Source organism: Vreelandella subglaciescola, from assembly GCF_900142895.1.
GTDB classification, from domain to species: Bacteria; Pseudomonadota; Gammaproteobacteria; order Pseudomonadales; family Halomonadaceae; genus Vreelandella; species Vreelandella subglaciescola.
Genome location: NZ_LT670847.1, coordinates 1,063,803 through 1,086,253 on the forward strand (window position 1 = coordinate 1,063,803; position 22,451 = coordinate 1,086,253).

Annotated in this window: 14 protein-coding genes; 12 read left to right on the forward strand and 2 right to left on the reverse strand. The window is 62.6% G+C overall.

Features of this window, described 5'->3' with window-relative positions; all coding sequences use genetic code 11:
- Positions 1-164: 164 nt before the first annotated feature.
- The 5 genes from recC to B5495_RS04975 all read left to right on the forward strand — a co-directional run bounded on the left by recC (position 165) and on the right by B5495_RS04975 (position 11,715).
- Positions 165-3,797, forward strand: a complete 3,633-nt coding sequence (gene recC / locus B5495_RS04955; RefSeq protein WP_079551817.1) for an exodeoxyribonuclease V subunit gamma — start codon at positions 165-167, stop codon at positions 3,795-3,797.
- Complete coding sequence (gene recB, locus B5495_RS04960) at positions 3,794-7,477, forward strand: exodeoxyribonuclease V subunit beta (RefSeq protein WP_079551819.1); 3,684 nt, start codon at positions 3,794-3,796, stop codon at positions 7,475-7,477. The genes recC and recB overlap by 4 nt, the downstream gene beginning before the upstream one ends.
- Positions 7,474-9,561, forward strand: coding sequence for an exodeoxyribonuclease V subunit alpha (gene recD, locus B5495_RS04965; RefSeq protein WP_079551821.1), 2,088 nt, complete (start codon positions 7,474-7,476; stop codon positions 9,559-9,561). Before recB ends, recD begins: the two co-directional genes overlap by 4 nt.
- A 45-nt stretch (positions 9,562-9,606) precedes the next feature.
- Positions 9,607-10,608, forward strand: coding sequence for a bile acid:sodium symporter family protein (locus tag B5495_RS04970; protein ID WP_079551822.1), 1,002 nt, complete (start codon positions 9,607-9,609; stop codon positions 10,606-10,608).
- A 135-nt stretch (positions 10,609-10,743) separates the two neighbouring features.
- Positions 10,744-11,715: a glycerophosphodiester phosphodiesterase gene (locus tag B5495_RS04975; RefSeq protein ID WP_079551824.1), complete on the forward strand. Its 972-nt coding sequence runs from the start codon at positions 10,744-10,746 to the stop codon at positions 11,713-11,715.
- Here the strand turns inward: B5495_RS04975 and B5495_RS14905 are convergent.
- Positions 11,704-12,000, reverse strand: coding sequence for a hypothetical protein (locus tag B5495_RS14905; protein WP_079551825.1), 297 nt, complete (start codon positions 11,998-12,000; stop codon positions 11,704-11,706). The two genes, B5495_RS04975 and B5495_RS14905, sit on opposite strands and share 12 nt — an antisense overlap.
- 213 nt (positions 12,001-12,213) lie before the next feature.
- Positions 12,214-12,831 carry a Na+/H+ antiporter NhaC family protein gene (locus B5495_RS04985; RefSeq protein WP_331712893.1) on the reverse strand — a complete coding sequence of 206 codons (618 nt, stop codon included), beginning with the start codon at positions 12,829-12,831 and terminating at the stop codon, positions 12,214-12,216.
- Between the two features lie 479 nt (positions 12,832-13,310).
- On the opposite strand from B5495_RS04985, the gene B5495_RS04990 reads away from it, so the two are divergent.
- The 7 genes from B5495_RS04990 to B5495_RS05020 all read left to right on the forward strand — a co-directional run bounded on the left by B5495_RS04990 (position 13,311) and on the right by B5495_RS05020 (position 22,446).
- On the forward strand, positions 13,311-14,720 hold the full coding sequence (locus B5495_RS04990) for an aspartate aminotransferase family protein (protein ID WP_079551828.1): 1,410 nt from the start codon (positions 13,311-13,313) through the stop codon (positions 14,718-14,720).
- A complete protein-coding gene (locus B5495_RS04995; protein WP_079551830.1) occupies positions 14,717-16,225 on the forward strand; it encodes an aldehyde dehydrogenase in 1,509 nt (502 codons plus the stop codon). Before B5495_RS04990 ends, B5495_RS04995 begins: the two co-directional genes overlap by 4 nt.
- Before the next feature lie 252 nt (positions 16,226-16,477).
- A protein-coding gene (locus tag B5495_RS05000; RefSeq protein ID WP_154045292.1) for an IS3 family transposase occupies positions 16,478-17,652 on the forward strand; the annotation gives its coding sequence in 2 pieces (ribosomal slippage) (positions 16,478-16,733 and positions 16,733-17,652; 1,176 coding nt in all).
- 617 nt (positions 17,653-18,269) lie between these two features.
- A complete protein-coding gene (locus B5495_RS05005) occupies positions 18,270-19,556 on the forward strand; it encodes an NAD(P)/FAD-dependent oxidoreductase (RefSeq protein ID WP_079551832.1) in 1,287 nt (428 codons plus the stop codon).
- A gap of 31 nt (positions 19,557-19,587) precedes the next feature.
- Entirely contained in the window at positions 19,588-20,718 is a 1,131-nt protein-coding gene (locus tag B5495_RS05010) for an ABC transporter ATP-binding protein (RefSeq protein WP_079551833.1), read from the forward strand.
- A gap of 10 nt (positions 20,719-20,728) precedes the next feature.
- Positions 20,729-21,652 (forward strand): ABC transporter permease, encoded by a 924-nt coding sequence (locus B5495_RS05015; protein WP_079551835.1) that lies wholly within the window; start codon positions 20,729-20,731, stop codon positions 21,650-21,652.
- The gene (locus tag B5495_RS05020; protein WP_079551836.1) at positions 21,649-22,446 is read left to right on the forward strand and encodes an ABC transporter permease; all 798 of its coding nucleotides are present in this window, start codon (positions 21,649-21,651) and stop codon (positions 22,444-22,446) included. Before B5495_RS05015 ends, B5495_RS05020 begins: the two co-directional genes overlap by 4 nt.
- Positions 22,447-22,451 lie beyond the last annotated feature (5 nt).

Below are 22,451 nucleotides of genomic sequence, written 5' to 3' on the forward strand. Positions count from 1 at the left end.
GACAAGCACCGCGTTGCGGTGCGCCCTTATATCACCGCCCGCATTGGGCGATGCTTTACGGGCGATTTGGTAAAGTGGGGCGCTCCGTCCGTTAGGGCGGAGAGCAGTCACTTATGGCAACATATGCCTTTGCGTTTATGTCCCCGCCGTGAAGGAATACCGCCATGTCGCTGTTTGCCGCCGCCCCGCTAACGCCCGGCTTTATGGTCGTGCATGCCAATCGCCTGGAAGATTTGCGCGGGCTGGCCATCGAGTGGATGCGCCGCTACCCGCTCGCGCCGCTGGAAAACGAAACCTTGTTGGTCCAGAGCAACGGCATTGGCCAGTGGCTGAAACTGGCGCTGGCGGCGGACCCCAGTGAGGGCGGTGCGGGCATCGCCGCCGCGCTCGACGTCACCCTGCCCGCACGTTTTTTGTGGCAGTCCTACCGCACGGTGCTTTCGCATTCGACAAGCGACGCTTCCTCGACAGGCGATACCCACGCCGTTCCCGAAACGTCGCCGTTTGATAAATCACGACTGGTGTGGCGACTGCTGCGCCTGCTGCCGGCGCTTGCCGGCCAATCGGTTTTTGCGCCGCTGGCGCGCTTTCTCGATGTCGACCGCGAACAGCGCAAACACTACCAGCTGGCCGAGCGGCTGGCTGACCTGTTCGACCAGTATCAGGTCTATCGCGCCGACTGGCTCGACGCCTGGGCGCAGGGCGACGACGTGCTGATTACCGCTCGGGGCGAAGCGCAGCCGCTGGCCGAGCACCAGCGCTGGCAGCCGGCGCTATGGCGGGCGCTGCGCGACGACGTCGCTGCCACCCAGGGCGACAGCGGACTGACCAGCAGCCGCGCTGAGGTGCACCGGCGCTTTCTCAAAGCGGCCCAGGCCTTGACCCCCGACAACCGCCCGCCGGAGTTGCCGCGCCGGCTGATCATTTTCGGTATTTCGTCGCTGCCCCAGCAAACCCTTGAGGCACTGGCGGCGCTGTCGCGCTGCTGCCAGGTGGTGCTCTGCGTGCACAACCCCTGTCAGTTTTACTGGGCCGATATCATCGAGCACAAGGACTTGCTGCGCGCCACGCGTCACCGCCAGTCGCGCAAGGCCAGCATGCCCGGTGAACTGGATGTGCTCGGCACCAACGACGCCGACGGCGCGCTGCACCTTCACGCCCAGCCGCTGCTCGCCGCCTGGGGCAAGCAGGGGCGCGACTACCTGCGCCTGCTCGACGAACACGACGACACCGGCGACTACCAGCGCTTATTCGAACAGCAGGCGCTACGCATCGATATCTTCGAGCCGTTCAGCGATCCGCAAACGCCGCGTCTGCTCAACCAGCTGCAGGACGACATTCGCGAACTGCGCCCGCTGGGCGAAACCCAGTCCCACTGGCCGGCAGTCGACGCCGAGGACGACGATTCCATTGTGTTTCACGTCGCCCACGGCGCCCAGCGCGAAGTCGAGATTCTCCACGACCAGCTGCTCGCCGCGTTCAGCGCCGACCCTTCCCTGCGCCCGCGCGATGTTATCGTCATGGTGCCCGATATTGACCGCTACGCGCCGCACATCCAGGCGGTATTCGGCCAGTACCCGCAGAGCGATGCTCGCCATATTCCCTTCACGCTGTCGGATCAGGCCAGCCGCCAGCGCCAGCCGCTAATGATCGCGCTGGAAAAGCTGCTGCGCCTGTCCGAGCTGCGCGTCTCGGTCAGCGACGTGCTGGAACTGCTCGACGTGCCGGCGCTGCGCCAGCGTTTCGGGCTTACCGAGCACGACCTGCCGATACTCGCGCGCTGGATAGAAGGCGCGGGCATTCGCTGGGGGCTGAACGCCGCCCAGCGCGAACGCCTTGATTTACCCCAAGGGCTTGACCAGAACACCTGGGCTTTCGGCCTGCGCCGCCTGCTGCTGGGCTACGCTACCGGCAGCGCCGAGCGCTGGCAGGGTATCGAGCCCTACGACGATATCGGCGGGCTTGACGCCGCACTTGCCGGCCCGCTCGCCGCCCTGCTGGAAAAGCTCGAAGAGACCTGGGCGACGTTTTGCCAGCCCACCGACGCCGCCAGCTGGGTCACGCGCCTGCGCACCCTGCTGGACACCTTCTTTCTTACCGACGACGCCCAGGAAAGCGCGCTGTTGGCCCGGCTCGAAAGCGGCCTTGAGCAGCTTTTTGACAGCACCCGGGAAGCCCAACTCAATGCGCCGCTGCCGCTTTCCATGGTACGCGAACACTGGCTTTCGCAAATTGACGAGCACAGCCTTTCCCAGCGCTTTCTCGCCGGCGCGGTCAACTGCGCCACGCTGATGCCCATGCGCGCCATCCCGTTCAAGCGCGTGTGCCTGCTGGGCATGAACGACGGCGAATACCCGCGCTCCCAGCCGCCGCTGGACTTTGACCTGATGGGCAACGACTACCGTCCGGGCGACCGCTCAAGGCGCGAAGACGACCGCTACCTGTTTCTCGAGGCGATGCTCTCCGCACGCGAGCAGTTCTACCTCAGCTGGGTGGGGCGCAGCCAGGTCGACAACGCGCCGCTGGCGCCATCGGTGCTGGTCGGCCAGCTTCGCGACCACCTGGCCGCCGGCTGGAAAAGTACAGCGAGCGAGCTCTCCTTGCTCGAAGAACTCACCGTCGAGCACCCGCTGCAGCCGTTCAGCCGCGCCTATTTTCAGCAAGCGGCCGACGCCCGGCTATTCACCTATGCGTACGAATGGCGCGACGTTCATGCAGGGCGCGACGCTCAGGCACCGCGTTTGCCGGAGAACGCGTCTGGCACCAAGCTCGCTGCCCCCGGCCAGGATGCGCCCGTTGAGCTTTCGCTAATGCAGCTCAGCCGCTTTTTGCGCGAGCCGGCCAAGGCGTTTTTCAACGCCCGCTTAGGTGTCTACTTTGAGCCGGAAGCCGTCGCCGAGCTCGATAGCGAGCCCTTCACCCTGGACGGGCTGCAAAACTGGCAGCTGCAAGACCGCCTGATTGCCGCCCAGCGCCGCGCCGTGGATCGCGGCGAGCCGCGAATTGATGCGCTGCACGCCACGCTCGAGCGTTTTTCCGGGCAGGGCGTGCTCGCGCTTGGCGCCTTTGGCGAGCGCATGCGCGAGGCGCTGGCCGAACCCATGGAGCCGCTGTTTGACGCCTACGTTCAATCGCTCGATGAATGGCCCATCGCCGTTGACGCCGGCCTCGCCGTGCATCACGCAGTGGAGCACAACGGCGCTAACCTCGTGCTCGACGAATGGCTGGGCGAGCTGCGCCAAAGCGCCGCCGGCGAGCGCTGTCGACTGATTCTTTTCAGCTCGAGCCTGATCAGCAAGGGCAAATACCGCTGGGACCAGCTGCTGCGGCCCTGGGTCGCGCACCTAGCCGGTAACCTAGATGCCCCCATGACCACCCAGCTGCTTTCCAAGGCCGGCCACGTGCGCCTTGAGCCGCTGGGCGCCAATGAGGCCCGCGCCCGTCTCGACACACTGATGCGCCTCTGGCAAGACGGCATGACCGCGCCGCTGCCGCTGGCCCCGCTGGCGGGTTTCGCCTGGCTGGGCAAAGACGGCACGGCAGACAGCGGCACGGAAAGCGCCGCCTACGCGGCCGCCCGCCAGGCCTATGAAAGCGGCTACCAATATACCGGCGAGGCCCAGCGCAGCGCGTACTTGACGCACCAGTGGCCCGATTTTGCGCGGCTTTACAGCGCCCAGAGCGCACACGGCCACACCTTCGCCCGCCTGGCTGAGACGCTTTATGCCCCGCTTTACGCCCACGTCAAAAGCAAGCAGGGCTCGTCACAACAGGACTCGTCAGGAGGCACGCCATGAGCGCCGCTACGCTAAATCCGCTAACGCTGCCGCTACACGGCAGCCGCCTGATTGAAGCCAGCGCCGGTACCGGCAAGACGTTCACCATTGCGCTGCTCTACGTGCGCCTGGTGCTGGGCGGGCAGCACCGCGACGACGCCACCGCTTTCGTGCGCCCGCTAACGCCGCCGGAAATCCTCGTGGTGACCTTTACCAACGCCGCCACCCAGGAGCTGCGCGAACGGATTCGCCACCGGCTGGTGGAAGCCGCCGAGGCGTTTCTCGACGGCACGAATGCAAGCCCCCACGACAGCCTGCTGCTCGACCTGCGCAGCCAATACGCCAGCAACACCTGGACGGCCTGCGCACGCCGGCTCGCACTGGCCGCCGAATGGATGGACGAAGCGGCGGTATCCACCATCCACAGCTGGTGCTATCGCATGCTGCGCGAGCACGCCTTTGATAGCGGCAGCCTGTTCTCGCTCGACCTGGAAAACGACCAGAGCGAGCTTGAACAAGACGTGGTGCGCGACTACTGGCGCTGCTTTTACTACCCGCTCGACGCCGATTCGCTGGGCAGCATTACCGCCTGCTGGAAATCCCCCTATGCGCTACACCAGACGCTGCGCGGCCTGCTGAGTGAGAGCGAAGCGCTGGGCGAGGCGCCGCCGCCCGCCGACACCCTCGCCCACGCCCGCGAAAAGCGCGCGGCGATGCTTGCCGAGCTGAAAGCGCCGTGGCCAGCGATGCTCGAGACGCTGGTGCCAGAACTAGAAGACGCCGCCCAGCGCAAAGCCTTCAAAGGCCAGAGCTTCAACGCCAAAAGCCGTACCAACTGGCTCGGCGCGCTGCGCGAGTGGAGCCAGAGCGACGCCGACCGCCCGGCGCTGACGCCCGCCGCCTGGAAACGCATGACGCCCGACGGCATGGCTGCTATCTGGAAAGACGGCGAGCCGCCCTGTCCCGAGGTGTGGGCAGCGTTAGCAGCGCTTCCCGCCGCGCTTGATGCGCTGCCCGAGCCCCGCCACGACCTGCTGATTCACGCCGTAAAGTGGTGTCGCGCGCGCCTTGAAGGCGAGCAGGAACGCCGCGCCGAAATGGGCCCCAATGACCTGCTTACCCACCTCGATCGCGCGCTAAAAGGCCCCAACCGCGACGCACTTGCCGCGCAGATTCAGCGCCAGTTTCCGGTCGCGCTGATCGACGAGTTTCAGGACACCGACCCGGTGCAGTACCGCATTTTTAATGCGGTCTACGACATCGCCACGCCGCGCCGCGACACCGCCATCATGCTGATTGGCGACCCCAAACAGGCGATTTACGCCTTTCGCGGGGCGGATATTTACACCTACCTGCAGGCGCGCCGCGACACCGACGGCCGCCACCTCACCCTGGGCAAGAACTTCCGCTCGAGCGAGCCGATGATCGTGGCGGTTAACCACTGTTTCAGCTACGCCGACGCCCAAGACGCCGGCGCGTTTCTGTTCCGCGACGGTGACGACAACCCGCTGCCGTTCAACCCGGTAGACGCCAAAGGCCGCCCCGAGCAGCTGACTCTTAACGACGAAGCGCTGCCGGCGATGACGTTTTGGCAGTTAGACAGCGACGACGGCAAACCGCTGTCCAAAACCGCCTACCAAGCCGGCATGGCCGAGCGCTGCGCCTCACGCATGGTCGCGCTGCTCAACGCCGGAGAGCAGCGCAGGGCCGGCTTTACCCGAGAGCAAACGCTCACTCCGCTGAAGCCGTCGGACATGGCGGTGCTGGTCAACGGCCTGCAGGAAGCCCGCGCGATCCGCCAGGCGCTTTCTCGCCGCGGGGTGAAAAGCGTGTACCTGTCCGACCGCGACAAGGTGTTTGGCTCGCCCATCGCCGCGCAGGTCGAGCACTGGCTGGCCGCCTGTAGCGAGCCTTTAGCCAGCTCGCGCCGGGCACAGGCGCGCCTGCGCGCCGCCCTTGCCACCCCGGCGCTGGGTCTTGGCCTTGATGAGCTTGAGCGCCTCAATCAAGACGAGCTTGCCTGGGAGGCCAAGGTCGAGCAGTTCAGCCGCTACCATCAGCTCTGGCAGTATCGCGGCGTGCTGCCGCTGCTGCGCCGGATGATGGTCGATTTTGCCATTCCTTCGCGCCTGCTGGGCAGAGGCAGCGACGGTCACCAGAGCGACGACGGTGAGCGCTTGCTAACCGACCTTTTGCACTTGGGCGAGCTCTTGCAGCAGGCAAGCCAGGAGCTTGACGGCGAGCACGCGCTGCTGCGCTTTCTCAGCGAAGCTATTGCCGACCCCGAAGGCCACGGCGACAGCCACCGGCTGCGGCTGGAAAGCGACGCCGATCTGGTCAAGGTGGTGACCATTCACAAATCCAAGGGGCTTGAGTATCCGCTGGTGTTTCTGCCGTTTATTAGCAGCCACCGCCCGGTCAAACCCGACGACGTACCGCTGCGCTGGCACGATGCCAACGGCGCACCCAAGCTTAGCCTGAACGTGGACGACGCCATCCTCGCCACGGCCGACCGCGAACGCCTCGGCGAAGACATGCGCAAGCTTTACGTCGCCCTGACCCGCGCCCGCCACGCCGTGTGGCTGGGCATCGCGCCGCTGAAAGAGAGCGAAAATAGCGCCATCGGGCACCTGCTGGCGGGCAGCACATTGGCAGAGCTGGCGAATAGCGGCCCCGTCACCCTGGAACCCGCCCCCGAGGCCACCGTTGAGGCTTTTACCCCGCCGGCAGAAACGTCCCCGCTGGGCCACGCCCGCACACCTAAGCGGCGAGCCAAAGAGCACTGGTGGATTGCCAGTTATTCGGCTCTGACGCTTTCGGGCGCGCTGACCGGCAGCACAACATTGGCCGCCGCCGAGCCCACTACCGCCCGTGAAGCCACCGCGCTTGAAGTGCTGGACGAGCCCCAGGATACCCTCGCCGACACCGCCGAGACGTTTCATCTGCACCGCTTCCCGCGCGGCCCCGGCCCCGGCACATTTTTACACGGGCTACTGGAATGGGCCGGCCGCGAGGGCTTTGCCACGGCGGTCAGCGACACCCCCGCCCGCGATGACATGCTGCACCGGCGCGTGCAGCTGCGCGGCTGGCAAACCTGGCAACCCGAGCTTTCGGGGTGGCTTGCCGCCCTGCTCGAAGCCCCCTTTCCGCTGCCCGGTACGCCGTCGCCCGTCGCGCTTACAGAGCTCGAGCAGTATCAGGTCGAGCTCGAGTTCTGGTTTGCCGCCGGCCGCGTGGATACCCGCGCGCTTGATGCCATCGTCAGCGAGCACTTACTCCCCGGGGTCGAACGCCCGGCGCTCGAGCGCGACACGCTCAACGGCATGCTCAAGGGCTTTATCGACCTGGCGTTCGCGCATCGGGGGCGCTATTACGTGCTCGACTGGAAATCCAACTACCTCGGCGCAAATGATGACGCCTACACCCCCGAGGCCATGCGTCGGGCGCTGCTGGAAAAACGCTACGACGTTCAGGCCGCGCTTTATCTGCTGGCCATGCATCGATTGCTCAAGGCGCGCCTGCCCGACTACGCGCCCGAGCAGCACCTGGGCGGCTCGATGACCGTATTTCTGCGCGGCAGCCGCACACCAGCGCGCGGCGTTCACGCCGAGCCCGCCACCGCCGCGCTGGTTAACGCCTTGGACGACCTGTTCGCCGGCATCCCCACGCCCCACAAGACGCCGCAGGAGGTCACTTCATGAGCCAGTCGCAAACGACCGAACTTTTTATCCAAACGCCGCATCCGGCACTTGGTGATACCCAGGCGCTGCTGGCGCTTTTTGAGCGCTGGGTGGCGCGCGGCTGGCTGCGCGATCTCGATCGCGCGCTGGTGCGCTTTCTGGACGCCGAGGCCGATAACGCTCCGCCGCTACTGCTGCTTGGCGCGGCGCTTGCCAGCCACCAGCTGGGTCACGGCCACGTCTGCCTCGACCTGGCCGCGACGCTGGCCGCGCCCGACTTCGCGCTGTCGCTACCGCCCGAAGGCGATGACGTCGCCGATCCGCCGGCGCTTCCCAGCGAGCTGCTCGCCACGCTTACGCTGCCCGACTGGCAGGCCGCGCTTGCCCACCCTACGCTGATCGGCGAAGGCGCGGGCAACTCGCCGCTGGTGCGCCGTGATGCCGAGCATACGACGCGGCTCTACCTGCGCCGTTACTGGCAGTACGAGCAGACGCTGCGCGACGAAATCGACCACCGACTGGCGCCCGACGCAGACGCGGAAGAGACGCTCGACGCCGACGTGACCCGCCAAGCGCTGGAAACGCTGTTTCCCACTACTGAGGTTTCTACTACCGGCGAGCCCGACTGGCAGAAAGCCGCCTGCGCGCTGGCCGCCCGCCGCCGCTTTGCGGTGATTACCGGCGGCCCCGGCACGGGAAAAACCACCACCGTGGTGCGCCTGCTGGCGCTGCTGCAAACGCTCCAGCTGGCGCATACGCCCGAGCGCGCGCTGCGCATGCGCCTGGCCGCACCCACTGGCAAAGCCGCCGCGCGGCTGAACGAGTCCATCGCCAATCAGGTCGACGGGCTGCCCGTGGCCGAGTCGCTCAAGGCCGATATTCCCGTTGAGGTCACCACCCTCCACCGGCTGCTCGGGGCGAGGCCCGATACGCGCCATTTTCGCCACCACGCGGACAACCCATTGAGCCTTGACGTACTGGTGATCGACGAAGCCTCGATGGTGGATATCGAAATGATGACCGCCGTGCTGCGCGCGCTGCCCGCCGGCGCGCGGCTGTTGCTACTGGGCGATAAAGACCAGTTGGCCTCGGTTGAGGCCGGCTCCATTCTCGGGGATTTATGCCGCCGCGCCGAGGCCGGCCACTACCTTCCCGCCACGGCCCAATGGCTGGAAGAAACCACCGGCCAGCCCCTGCCAGCCGCGTATATCGACCCCGACGGCCAGCCGCTGGACCAGGCCATTGCCATGCTGCGCAAAAGCTACCGCTTTGACGCCGCCAGCGGCATCGGCCAGCTCGCCCACGCGGTCAATCGTTCTCCAGAGTCGCTATCTCAAGAGCCGTCGTCTCAAACGCAGGTGCGTAACGTGCTGGCACACGGCTACGCCGACCTGCGCCACCTGGTACTCGACGGCGAACACGACCGCGCCCTAACCAAGCTCGTCCTCGACGGCTACCGCCACTACTTGACCGTCATGGCCGAAAAGCGCCCGGATAGCGCCCTCGATTTTGCCGACCACGGCGAGACCTACGGCGGCTGGGCCAGCGCCGTGCTCGACGCCTACGGTCACTTTCAGCTGCTGTGCGCGGTGCGCAAAGGCCCCTGGGGCGTCGAAGGGTTGAATCGGCAAATCGCCCAGGCGCTCCGCCAGGCTAAGCTCATTAACGCTGCAGACGCTGCGCTGGAACACGGCTGGTACGCTGGCCGCCCCGTTCTGGTCACGCAAAACGACTATGGCCTGAAGCTGATGAACGGCGATATCGGCATTACCCTTGCCGTGCCCGAAGCCGGCGGCACGCGGCTGCGCGTGGCGTTTCCCTCGGGTGATCCGCAAAGGCCGATTCGCTGGGTGCTGCCCTCGCGCCTGCACGCGGTCGATACCGTGTTTGCCATGACGGTGCATAAATCCCAGGGCTCGGAGTTTCGCCATACGGCGCTGCTGCTGCCAAGCAGCATCAGCCCCGTGCTCACCCGCGAACTGGTGTACACCGGCATTACCCGTGCCCGCCACTGGCTGACCCTGATTGAAGCCCGGCGCGGCATCCTCGATAGTGCGGTCGCGCGGCAGGTGGTGCGCGTCAGCGGCCTGAGCGGCTCGTCCTGACACGCTACGTTTTGACATGACATCTGCCCAAGCAAGGAGCCAACCATGCGCGCCCGCCTTGACCCCTTTACGCTGATTTTGCTGGGCACCATTGCACTGGCCTCGTTGTTGCCCGCCGGCCCTACGCTTGCCGGCTGGCTCGACCACGCGGGCGTATTTGCCGTGGCGCTGCTGTTTTTTCTCCACGGCGCGGCACTCTCCCGCGATGAAGTGCTCAACGGCGCCATGCACTGGCGGCTACACCTGGTGATTGCCTCGCTGACGTTTATCGTCTTTCCGCTGCTGGTGCTGCCCACCACGCTGCTGGCCCCGCACCTTATTCCCAAGGATCTGGCCGTGGGCTTTCTGTATCTGGGCGTACTGCCGTCGGCGGTGTCGTCGTCAATCGCCTTTACCGCCATGGCGCGGGGCAACGTGCCCGCCGCCATCTGCAGCGCGGCGGCGTCCAACGTGTTTGGCATGATGCTCACGCCGTTTTTGTTGATCCTGTTGGTCAGCTCGTCGGGGGGTAGCTTTGCGGTCGGCGAAGCGCTGCGCGATATTGCCCTGCAGCTGTTGCTGCCGTTTGCCGCCGGCCAGGCCGTGCGCCCGCTGCTTGGCGGCTTTCTCAACCGCCACAAATCGTTGACCGGCCGCTACGACCGAAGCGTGATTTTGCTGATCGTCTACACCGCGTTCTCGCAGTCCGTGGTTGACGGCCTGTGGCAGAAGCTGCCGCTGCTGTCGATTTTCGCGGCCATCGCCCTGTGCGGGCTGCTGCTGGCGGTGGTTATCACGCTGGCGCGCTTTGTGTCGCGGCGCTTCGGCTTCAGCCTGGCGGACGAGGCCGCCGTGGTATTTTGCGGCTCGAAGAAAAGCCTCGCCTCGGGGCTACCCATGGCCAAGGTGCTGTTCGCCGGCCACCCGGGGTTTGGCATGATCGTGCTGCCGATCATGTGCTACAACCAGATCCAGATCCTTGCCGGGGCGTTTATTGCCCGCCGCTACGAACGCCGCATTCTTGACGAGGCCAGTGCAGAAGGTCATACGCAAGACGCTGCCCGGTAGTTTTCAACCCAGGCATCGCGCGGCGCGTCTTGAGGGCTGACGAAAATACGGCCGTCTACCCAAACGATCGTTTGGCCGTTGGCGCAGTCGCCGTGTAGGATATTAATTGATCATTCAATAAAAAAGGTTTATCCCATGCTACAGCGCTTGTCGTCTTTTTCTTCCCCTTCTTTGCCTAATGCTGCCGGTGGTCTGTCGGTCTTTCTGGTGGCGGCCGGCATGGCGACGCCCGCCCTTGCCGCGACGCCTGCGTCCGCTCTGGAACAACAGCAAGACGACCTCGCGGCGTTTCAGGTGATTGCGCATCGCGGCGCCAGCGGCCATGCGCCGGAAAGCACGCTGGCCGCCTTTACACTGGCACACGAACAGGGCGCGGACTATCTGGAAATGGACGCGCAGCTAACCGCCGACGGCAAGCTGGTCGTGTTTCACGATGACACCATTGAGCGCACCAGCGACGGCACCGGCCACATCAACGACTACACCCTGGCCGAGCTGAAAGCGCTGGACGTGGGCACATGGTTTAATCAGGCGAATCCGGAAAAAGCCGACGACGCCTTCAAAGGCGCCCGCCTGCTGACCCTCGACGAGGTCTTTGAAGCGTTCGGGCACGACGCGCGCTACTACATTGAAGCCAAATCGCCGGCGCTCAATCCGGGGCTGGAAGACGCGCTGCTCGCCAAGCTGAAAGAATACGACATGATCCAGGCCGGGCGCGTGCTGGTGCAGTCGTTCAATCAGCCAAGCCTGCTCAAGCTGCACGAGCAAAGCCCCGCGCTGCCGCTGGTTCAGCTGCTGTGGTATTACCCCGACGAGGAGAATGCCGGGCAGCTCAAGGAATGGACCGACGTCACCCCCGGGTCAGGCAACGTGGATGACACCGACTTCCAGACCATTGCCGACTACGCCGTAGGCATCGGCACCAACTTCATCTACGAAGGCGCGCCGGTCATCAGCGCCGACTTTGTCGATCAGGCACAGGACAACGACCTGCGCGTGCACGTTTATACGGTGAACGACACTGACGATATGCAAACGCTGCTGGACTGGGGCGTGGACGGCATGTTCACCAACTACCCCGACCGGCTGCTTGAGTTAGCGCGTTAACTTCCGACAAGGGAGTTGAACGGGCACCCTGGACCCCATCCGCTGATTCTGAGTCATCAGCATGGCGACGACGCAGGCGGCCAGTGACCCCCACATCATCGAACTGAAAGAATCACCCTCGCCGAATATGTCCTTCAGTTCATGCGTGCCCGGCCCCAGTGCCGCGCCCCCGGTGGCATAGATGCCGCCCAACGTAATGCCCGCCAAGATAAGCATCGGCACGATGGCGTTCATGGCGCGAATAGGGACGTTGGGCTTGGTGGTAATCTCCGCCTCCTCGACCATGGCTTCGCGACTGCTGAGCGTAGTGCGTCGGCCACCCACATCGATCGCCCGGCGCTCCGCCGGCGAGCATGGGGCCGAAATCTCGACCTAGCCAGGTCGTCATGAATACGAAGGCCAAGGCCAGCAGTGGGTAGGCGTTGTAGGGAATGGCGTTGACGAACACCGAGTACGCTGACTCGTTCCAATTATCGATATGGCTCATTGCCTCGCTGATTAGTCCACTTGAAAGCCGATCCAGGTGCTCACCAGCATGATCGACGATACCGGAGCCGCGGTGCTGTCGATGATATAGGCGAGTTTGGCGCGAGAGAGCGCCATCTTGTCGGTACTGGCGCGCATGGTGTTGCCCACGATCAGCGCGTTGGCGTAGTCGTCGAAGAAGATTGCAATACCCAGCAGAAAGGTTGAGATCTGTGCCTGACGGCGCCCGCGAATGACCCGGAAAATACGCTGGGCGATGCCTTGGGTGCCGCCGTTGCGCGAGACGATCCCCACCATGCCGCCGATCAGCAGACAGAACAGCACGATGGACATGTGTTCGCTGTCGCTGGCGGCCTGCAGCACGTGCACGTTGACCGAGCCGAGCAGACCGCGGACACCCATGCCGTGCAGGATCCAGCCTCCCAGCAGGATGCCGACGAATAGCGCTAGCAGCACCTGACGAAAAACCAGAGCAAGAACGATTGCGACTATAGCGGGCAGCAGCGACAGCCAGGCGGGAATTGCATGGAGCTCTAGGCTGGCCAGCGTGTGCTGCTGGGTCCGATGAGCGTGAGAGTGGCGGTAGCGTCGTCGACCTGTATGCCTTTGATTACGCCGCCCCCTGATCATCGAGATTTAGGTCTAAGCGCTGGTCGCCGATGACGGCAGGTGTGGGGGGCCGTCTCCGGGTAGCTCCTGTACATCAACGTTGAAGGCCAGGCCGCGCAGGATCACGCTGGGTTCCTCTAGCTGCGTGGCGGCCCTGGACTAGGCGCACGTTCCCAGCGTGATCAGTAGCAGGCAGAGCAGCAGGGCTCGCCCCAGGGTCTGATTTTTCATTGTCACCTCCTAAATCTGCCATCGTCGGTGGATGACGTAGAGCTGTATCTGCATTGTTGTTTTTGAAGCAACAATGTGGTCGAAGGGGTCTTCTTTGATAAAGATTATTATCATTTATAGATGCTGGTCCTGATGAAATAAAATATAAAATTTATTTAAAATCAATAGATTGATATTTTAATAAAGAGAATTTTGAAAAAAGATGGCACAGCCTGCCTTGGGTTGATATGTTGAGTAAACAATAACATTACCTTTTCGCAGGATGCCTCATGGCTAATCAGGATACCGCCCGTCTACAGCAGCTCGACCGAGACCATTACTTGCACCCATTTACTGATTTCAAGTCACTGGGAGAAGAAGGTAGTCGTGTCGTAACACGTGCCGAAGGTGTGTATATCTACGATAGCGAGGGCAATCGCATCCTAGATGGCATGGCTGGGCTGTGGTGCGTCAACATCGGCTATGGCCGCAAGGAGCTGGTCGAGGCGGCGACGTCTCAGCTCGAGCAGCTGCCCTACTACAATAGCTTTTTCAAGACCACGCATCCGCCGGCTGTGGCACTGGCCGAAAAGCTCTGCCAGCTGGCACCGGCCCACATGAACCGTGTGTTCTTTACCGGATCCGGATCTGAGGCCAACGACACCGTGTTGCGCATGGTACGCCGCTACTGGACGATCAAGGGTAAACCCGAAAAGCAGTGGGTGATTGGTCGCAAGAACGGCTATCACGGCTCCACTGTGGCTGGCATGAGCCTGGGTGGTATGGCGCCGATGCACGAACAGGGTGGCCCCTGCGTGCCGGGCATTACTCATATCCGACAGCCTTACTGGTTCGGTGAGGGGCGCGATATGAGCCAGGACACCTTCGGGCGCGAATGTGCCGCTGCGCTGGAAGAGAGAATTCTGGAGTTGGGCGAAGAAAACGTCGCCGCCTTCATTGCCGAACCGGTGCAGGGCGCGGGTGGTGCGATCATGCCGCCAGAAAGCTACTGGCCGGCGGTCAAGGAAGTGCTGGCCAAGTACGATATCCTGCTGGTGGTGGACGAAGTCATCTGTGGCTTTGGGCGACTGGGCGAGTGGTTCGGCAGCCAGCATTACGATCTGGAGCCAGATCTGATGCCGATTGCCAAGGGGCTCTCGTCGGGTTATTTACCGATCGGTGGCGTGCTGGTTGGCGATCGCGTGGCCGATACCCTGATCAACGAGGGCGGTGAATTCTTCCATGGCTTTACCTACTCCGGGCATCCGGCCTGCGCCGCCGTAGCGTTAAGGAACCTGGAGCTGCTGGAAGCCGAGGGCATTGTAGACCGCGTGCGCGACGATCTGGGCCCCTATCTAGCGAAACGCTGGGCCAGTTTGGCCGATCATCCGCTGGTCGGTGAAGCTCGCTCTCTGGGGTTGATGGGCGCGTTGGAGCTGGTGGCCGACCAGCAGACCGGTGAGCGCTTTGATGAGTCGTTGGCGGCAGGCAACCTGTGCCGTGATCTGTGCTTTGACAATGGATTGGTGATGCGCTCGGTCGGCGATACCATGCTCATCTCGCCGGCGCTGGTGATCACCCGTGAAGAGATCGATGAGCTGATCGGGCTGACGCGCCAGGCGCTGGATGAAACCGCGCGTCGCCTGATCCGGTGGCAGCCGGCACCTCAAGACATCGCAACACAGGAGAAGCACGTATGAGTTTCACCCATCTTCCGACCAGTCGTGCCGACTGGCAGGCATTGGCTGCTTCACTCGAGTTCGAGACCCGAGCTTTTGTCGATGATCAGTTCGTGGATGCGCTGAGTGGTGAGACATTCGCCACCGTCAACCCCGCTACTGGTGAAAACCTGGCCGAGGTTGCGAGTTGTGACACCGCCGATGCCGAGATGGCGGTCGCTGTGGCGAGGGCCGCCTTTGAGCGCGGCGAGTGGTCGCGCCTGGCCCCCGGCAAACGCAAGTTGGTGATGCTGAAGCTGGCCGACCTGATGGACGCCCATAAGAGCGAGCTGGCGCTGCTCGACACTCTGGACATGGGCAAGCCGATCGGCAGCTCGCTGGGCGACTTGTCCGGGGGTATCGGCTGCATGCGCTACCAGGCCGAGTCCATTGACAAACTTTATGGCGAAGTGGCACCGACTGGTGAAGACAATCTGGCGCTAGTCCTGCGTGAGCCGCTGGGCGTGGTAGCCTCCATTGTGCCTTGGAACTTCCCGCTGATGATGACCGCGTGGAAGATTTCACCGGCGTTGGCCGCTGGTAATAGCGTGATTCTCAAACCCTCGGAAAAATCACCGCTGTCGGCGTTGCTGCTGGCTAAGTTAGCCCGTGAGGCTGGTATTCCGCGCGGCGTATTTCAGGTGCTGCCCGGTTTTGGCCACACCGTGGGTAAGGCGCTGGCGCTGTCCATGGGAGTCGACTGTCTGGCCTTTACCGGCTCCACCGGCGTGGGCAAGCAGCTGATGCAGTATGCCGGTCAGTCCAACCTCAAGCGGCTATATCTGGAGTGTGGCGGCAAGAGTCCAAACATTGTGTTTGCCGACTGCAAGGATCTAGACAGTGTCGCTCGACACGCCGCCGAAGCGATCTTTCATAACCAGGGGGAGGTTTGCATCGCCGGCTCGCGGTTGCTGGTGGAAGATTCGATTCGTGGCGCCTTCGTCGACAAGGTGCTCAGTGCCGCTAAATCTATGCAACCCGGCGACCCGCTCGACCCGGACAGCTTCATGGGTGCCATCGTCGATGAAGCCCAGCACGGGCGCATTCTCGACTATATTCGCCGCGGCGCGGAAGAGGGGGCGACCCTGCGTGCCGGCGGTCAGGCGGACGATGCCGACAGCAAGGGCCTGTTTATCCCGCCGACGGTGTTCGACGGCGTTACCTCGACGATGACCATCGGCCGCGAAGAGATCTTTGGCCCGGTGCTCGCGATCTTCGGCTTCGACAGCGAAGAGGAAGCCGTGGCCCTGGCCAACGACAGCGACTTCGGCTTGGCAGCGGGTCTGTGGAGCCAGGATATCGACCGCATCATGCGGGTCACGCGCCGGCTGGAGTCCGGTCAGGTGTTCGTCAATAACTGGGCGGGCGGTGACCAATCAGTGCCCTTTGGCGGGGTCAAGCAGTCCGGCAACGGACGCGATAAGTCACACCACTCGCTTGAGGAATACTCCAGCCTCAAGAGCGTGTGGATCTCGCTCACGCTCTGATGGCGCCATGTCGTGTTTGAGCATGCTTCGACCCGGGCAGCGAATGCTCGGGCCGGTTTTTGGTTCATAAAGTGGCTATAGCTTCCCGGACACACAAACGCCGGTAATCTCACCTGCCCATCGATGTGTGTCATGAATCAGAACAAAGCCACTTCATATCTCGCTGATTCCCTGAATTCTGTAGTGGCATAGTCAATTTGGCCAGCTGGTTTTGAGTGTATGATCACTCCGAGAGAAAATCAGGTGGACATGATGACCAAGAGAAGAAATTTCAGCCCGGCATTTCGTCTGGAAGCGGCGCAACTTGTCGTTGATCAAGGCTATACGCTGAAGGCAGCTTGCGAGGCCATGGGGATAGGTAAAACCACCATGGAATCCTGGGTTCGCAAGCTACGCGCAGAGCGGGCAGGCAATGTGCCGCAAAAAGGTGAAGCGCTGACACCTGAGCAGCGTGAAATTCAGGATTTAAAGCGGCAGCTACGGCGATCTGAGGAAGAAAAGACCATCCTAAAAAAGGCTACCGCTCTCTTGATGTCCGACTCCCTGAGCAATTCTCGTTAATCGAGCGACTTGAAGAGAGCTATGCGGTGCAGCGCTTGTGTAGCGTATTTGGGGTGCACCGCAGCAGTTACCGCGCATGGCGTAACAGAAATACGGTACCAAGCCAGGAAGAGCGAGCCCTGCTGCAGCGAATCGTCGATACCCATGCAGCCAGCAAGGGCTCTGCAGGGGCGCGGAGCATTGCCAAGATGGTGACCCACGCGGGAGTGCCGCTGAGCCGCTACCGTGCCGGAAAACGGATGAAACGGCTTGGGTTGGCGAGCACACAGCCGCCGCGCCATGCCTACCAAAAGGCGGTACAGCCGCACCTGGCTATTCCGAATCGGCTCGACCGGCAGTTCGATGTAAAGACGCCCAACAAGGCTTGGACTGGTGACATCACTTATATTTTGACCGGATCACGCTGGGCGTATTTGGCGGTGGTTATTGACCTTTTTTCACGCAAGCCGGTGGGCTGGGCGCTGTCGCCGTCACCGGACATAGATCTCGTCAACAAGGCGTTGATGATGGCGTATGAATCTCGCCATGAACCCAAGAACGTTCTTTTTCATTCGGACCAAGGTTGCCAATACACCAGCCTGGGTTTCCGGCAATGCCTATGGCGTTATCAGATGACGCAGAGCCTGAGTCGCCGAGGGAATTGCTGGGATAATGCGCCAACGGAGCGCTTTTTCAGAAGCTTGAAAACAGAGTGGGTACCCGAAACAGGCTATCTGGATATGGCGGCAGCGAAGCAATCTATAACTGAATATATAATCAGCTACTACAGTTGCCTCAGGCCACATACGCATAACGATGGGTTGCCGCCAAATGCGGCAGAAACGACATACTGGAATGCTCAAAAGGCGGTGGCCAAAAATACTTGACCACTACATTCAGGTTTAAAGAGGCCGTGGTTAAATTGGCGATGGAATCAGATTCACCGATTAACGCACCACTCGAGACCTTCCTTTTCACTACTCCCAAATATTTCCACCCTAAATCCGCTCAACACTCATCATCAATTGTTAACGCTCTCTAGCAGAGGACAACTCCTATAGGCGATTCGATCATCCGGCACCCTACAAGGATGCGCTACACCTGAACCCGCTGGGGCGCCTCGACGATTGCCGACGATCATCATCGAGAGGTGATCGATGCCTGGGCACGCGTTGATCGTGAGGGCCTTTGTGCGGCGGTCGCCGCGGATATCGAGCAGGGCATGATGCTGCTGAATTAGCGGAACCCTTTGTGTCGGCATTAATTGTTGACACTTTTCTCCATGCATATAAAAAAATCATATAAAACAGCTATAAATAAATATCTGTTATTTTTTTGTTATCTTATACTTGACAATTTTCGGCGGCTTGAACTAGAACTGGTATTGAGTGTTGCTTCCACGATGCCGGCTCGATCATCGCACAATCCTTGGTGGGTCGCTTCTCAATAACAAGCACAACGGGCGACGGTAACTGACCCGTGGTGCATGCACAGGATAGATCCCATGGTAAGAACCGCCTCGCCTCCCCCTTCCTGGTACCGCGACTCCATCGTCGTCCAACTCGGCGACTGCCCTCCGCTGGAGGGCGAGGTTCGGGCAGATGTCTGTGTGGTGGGTGGCGGCATCACCGGCTGCTCGGCCGCCCTGCATCTTGCCGAGCGGGGTTACTCGGTGGTGCTGCTTGAGGCCGGCGAGATCGGCCACGGTGCTTCCGGGCGCAGCGGAGGCCAGATCCTGCCGGGCCTGGGTACCGACATCGCCACCGTGGAGAAGGCGCTAGGCCGGGAACGGGCCCGCGAGATCTGGGAAATGAGCCGTGAGGCGGTACGACTGACCGCCGAGCTGATCGAGCGTCACGAGATTCCCTGCGAGCTGGCCTGGGGCTATCTGCACGCAGCGGTGAAGCCTCGCCATGTCGGCGAGCTCGAGGAATTCCGTGAGCGTATGGCCCGCGACTACGACTATTCGGCCCTTACCCTACTCGAGGGCGATGCCCTGCACGATCATGTGGTGAGTGATGCCTATCCGGCAGCCCTCCGTGATGACGAGGGCGGTCACCTGCATCCCCTCAACTACACCCTGGGCTTGGCTCGGGCGGCCCGTCGCGCTGGCGTGGCCATCCACGAACACAGCGCCGCCGTCGATATCCGCCGCGGCCAGCCGGCCAACGTGGTCACCGATCGAGGGCAAGTGACTGCTGACTTCGTCGTCCTGGGCGCCAACGCCTACCAGGTGGGCCTAGTGCCGGAGCTCTCCGGGCGCATCATGCGCGCCTCTAACTACATGGTCGCAACCGAGCCGCTCACCGCCGCACAGGCAGCGCGTGTGCTGCCGAAGAACGATGCCCTGTCGGATGCCAATTTCGTGCTCGATTACTACCGGCTATCCGCCGATCGTCGCCTAGTCTACGGCGGCGAGGTCAGCTACGACGGGCGGGAGCCACGAGGGATGCAAGCGCGAATGGATGCCAAGATTGCCCGAATCTTTCCCGTACTCAAAGGGGTGCGCATCGACTATCGCTGGGGCGGCGAAGTGGCCATCACTCTCGACCGAGCGCCGGATATCGGCCGGTTGGGGAGTAATATCTACTACGCTCAGGGCTACTCCGGCCATGGTATGGCCCTGTCGGGGCTCGTCGGCAAGCTGCTGGCCGAAGCCATCGCCGGTCAGAGCGAGCGCTTCGATGTCTTCGCGGCTATGCCCCACCGTCGTTTCCCCGGTGGTCGCCTATTGCGCAAGCCCTTGCTGATGCTGGCTACTCATTACTACAAACTGCGGGACCGGCTGTGAGCCGGGCCATTGAAAACCGAGAGGACCCCTCATGAGTGACACCATTGCAGCGGAAGCCATCAAGTCACCGGGCACACGTCCGATCAGAGAGGAGGCGATGCAGGGCGAAGCGATCCGGCAGGCCTCATCCATCGAGATGCAGGGCCTGCACAAGCGCTTTAGTCGTGACACCGTGGCACTGGACGGAGTCGATCTGACCATTGAGGCCGGGGAGTTCTTCACCCTGCTCGGACCCTCGGGCTGCGGCAAGACCACCCTGCTGCGCATCCTCGCCGGCCTGGAGGAGGCCGATGATGGCCGCCTGTCCATCGGTGATAAGGATATCACCGAGGTGCCGCCCCATAAGCGCAGCGTCAACACGGTCTTCCAGTCCTATGCGCTCTTCCCCCACCTCTCGGTGCGCGAGAACCTGGCCTTTGGCTTGAAGATGCGCGGTATGGCCGCCAATGAGCGCGATACTCGGGTGGCACAGATCGCTGAGTTCATCAAGCTGGGCGACCTGGTCGACCGGCGGGTCGATCAGCTCTCCGGTGGCCAGCGCCAGCGCATCGCCCTGGCACGCACCCTGGTCTGTGAGCCCGACGTGCTGCTCCTAGACGAGCCGCTGTCGGCGCTGGATGCCGGCCTGCGTAGCCAACTGCAGGTGGAGCTGCTGCGTGTCCAGAAACGTCTCGGCATGACCTTCGTCTTCGTTACCCATGATCAGCAGGAAGCCATGGTGATGTCCGACCGTATCGCCGTGCTCAATGGCGGGATCATCCAGCAGGTCGGCTCTCCTCGCGAGGTTTACGAGCACCCGCTGAATGCCTTCGTCGCTCGTTTCATGGGCCACGACAACCTCTATCCGATCATCGCCCGTCAGGGCACGCGCCTGACCACTTCGCTTGGCGAGATGGTTGTCGAAGAGGCGGAAGAGGGTGAAGTGCTGCTGATCCGCGCCGAGACCCTGGACCTGCTGCCCGGCGAGGTGGCCGGGGAGAACCACGTGCTAGCCACGGTGAACGAGCGGCTCTATCGCGGCAGCCATGCCGAGTATCGCCTGGAAGTGGGGGAAACCACCCTGCAGGCGACCCTCAACAACCGGGGGCGGCGCCTGCCCGAGGTGGGCGACCGCGTCACCGTGGTCGTGGCACCCGAAGACCTGGTTACTCTAAGCAAGTGAGGAGACGAACATGGCCTACACCGGCGTAACGCCTTCCGCACGCAGCCGTGGCATGGTGCGTGAGGCGCGGCATCTACTGTTCACAGTGGCCCCCGGCGCGACCTGGATCATAATTTTCCTGGTCCTGCCCAGCGCCTACCTGATGGGCGTGGCCTTCATGACCAACGGTCCATATGGCCTGCCTGAGATGCCGCTGTCGCTCGAGTCGTTCCGGCGCCTGGCCGGCTTCGGCTTCCTGGGCTGGAGTCCTGGCAATCTTTATACGCTGCTGCGCTCGCTGTGGCAGACACTCATCTCCACCGGCCTGGTGGTGATCGTGGCCTATCCTATCGCCTACTACATCAGTACCTGCCGCGCCAGATGGCGGCCGATCATGCTGCTGCTAGTGGTGGTGCCTTCGTGGACGAATCAGGTCATCCGCACCTTCGGCTGGATGAACTTGCTCGCACCGGGCACGCCGTTCGCTAGCCTGGCCGAGAGCTTGGGGCTGATTGCTCCCAATATGGGCCTCTATCCCTCCAATTTTGCGGTCACCCTGGGGCTTGTCTACAACTTCCTGCCCTTCATGGTGCTGCCGCTCTATGCGGCCTTCGAGAAGCTCGATACCACCCAGGTCGAGGCCGCTCAAGACCTTTTCGCCTCGCCAGTGCGTACCTTCTGGCATGCGGTCTTTCCCCAGACCCTGCCGGGGCTGCTGGCCGGTATCGTGCTGGTGGCGATACCCGCCTTCGGCATGTATGTGATCCCCGAGCTGCTCGGCGGGGGCAAGAGCATGATGCTCGGCAACTTGGTGGCCACGCAGTTCTCCGGCGGCGCCAACTGGCCGCTGGGCGCGGCCGGCGCGATTCTGATGCTGATTGCCACCTTCATCGGGCTGTTCGCCATGCGTCGCATCGGCAAGCGCCTGGGCGGCGGTGAGGAGGTGGTGATATGAGAAAGCACACGCTGAAGCGCGGCCTGGCCAGCTTCTGGTGGTTTACCCTGGCCTTCCTCTACCTACCGCTGGCGGTAGTGGTGTTGTTCTCCTTCAACGCAGCCAACAGCGCGGCTAGCTTCACCGGGGTGTCGTTTCGCTGGTATCGGCAACTGATGGGCAACGAACAGATCCTCTCGGCCTTCGGCAACAGCATGATACTCGCCATCACCTCCTCGGTGATCGCCCTGTGCATCGGCTGCCTGATCGGCTATGGCATGTACCGCCATCGCTACCGCAAGCTAGGCTGGCTGATCGTGCTGATCTACTTGCCCATCGTGCTGCCAGACATCGTCTTCGGCATCTCGGAGATGGCCTTCTTCGTGCAGATCCATCGCCTGACGGGGCTTCTACAGCCGGGCCTTATGACGATGATCATCGCCCATGTGACATTCCAGATTCCCTTCGTGGCACTGATTGTCTACTCGCGCTTCGTGGGCCTGGACCCGGCGCTGTTCGAGGCCGCCAAGGACCTCTACGCCACGCCATTTAAACGGGTGGTGCACTTCATGCTGCCGACCATCAAGCCCGCGTTGATCTCGGCGTTCTTCCTGTCGTTCACCCTGTCGATCGACGACTTCGTGATCAGTTTCTTCACCGCAGGACCCGAGAGCGCAACCCTGCCCATCTACATCTGGGGGGCAATCAAGAAGGGGGTGTCGCCAGAGATCAACGCCATCGCCGCGCTGATGATCGGCGCGGTGGGCATCGCCGCTATCATGAGTCTGCTGTTCAGCCTTCGCCGGCGGGCATGAGCCGG

Bases quoted from the DNA above. Each gene is read 5' to 3' on its own strand.
- recC (WP_079551817.1), top strand. From the start codon at position 165: ATGTCGCTGTTTGCCGCCGCCCCGCTAACGCCCGGCTTTATGGTCGTG.
- recB (WP_079551819.1), top strand. From the start codon at position 3,794: ATGAGCGCCGCTACGCTAAATCCGCTAACGCTGCCGCTACACGGCAGC.
- recD (WP_079551821.1), top strand. From the start codon at position 7,474: ATGAGCCAGTCGCAAACGACCGAACTTTTTATCCAAACGCCGCATCCG.
- B5495_RS04970 (WP_079551822.1), top strand. From the start codon at position 9,607: ATGCGCGCCCGCCTTGACCCCTTTACGCTGATTTTGCTGGGCACCATT.
- B5495_RS04975 (WP_079551824.1), top strand. From the start codon at position 10,744: ATGCTACAGCGCTTGTCGTCTTTTTCTTCCCCTTCTTTGCCTAATGCT.
- B5495_RS14905 (WP_079551825.1), bottom strand. From the start codon at position 12,000: ATGGTCGAGGAGGCGGAGATTACCACCAAGCCCAACGTCCCTATTCGC.
- B5495_RS04985 (WP_331712893.1), bottom strand. From the start codon at position 12,831: ATGATCAGGGGGCGGCGTAATCAAAGGCATACAGGTCGACGACGCTAC.
- B5495_RS04990 (WP_079551828.1), top strand. From the start codon at position 13,311: ATGGCTAATCAGGATACCGCCCGTCTACAGCAGCTCGACCGAGACCAT.
- B5495_RS04995 (WP_079551830.1), top strand. From the start codon at position 14,717: ATGAGTTTCACCCATCTTCCGACCAGTCGTGCCGACTGGCAGGCATTG.
- B5495_RS05005 (WP_079551832.1), top strand. From the start codon at position 18,270: ATGGTAAGAACCGCCTCGCCTCCCCCTTCCTGGTACCGCGACTCCATC.
- B5495_RS05010 (WP_079551833.1), top strand. From the start codon at position 19,588: ATGAGTGACACCATTGCAGCGGAAGCCATCAAGTCACCGGGCACACGT.
- B5495_RS05015 (WP_079551835.1), top strand. From the start codon at position 20,729: ATGGCCTACACCGGCGTAACGCCTTCCGCACGCAGCCGTGGCATGGTG.
- B5495_RS05020 (WP_079551836.1), top strand. From the start codon at position 21,649: ATGAGAAAGCACACGCTGAAGCGCGGCCTGGCCAGCTTCTGGTGGTTT.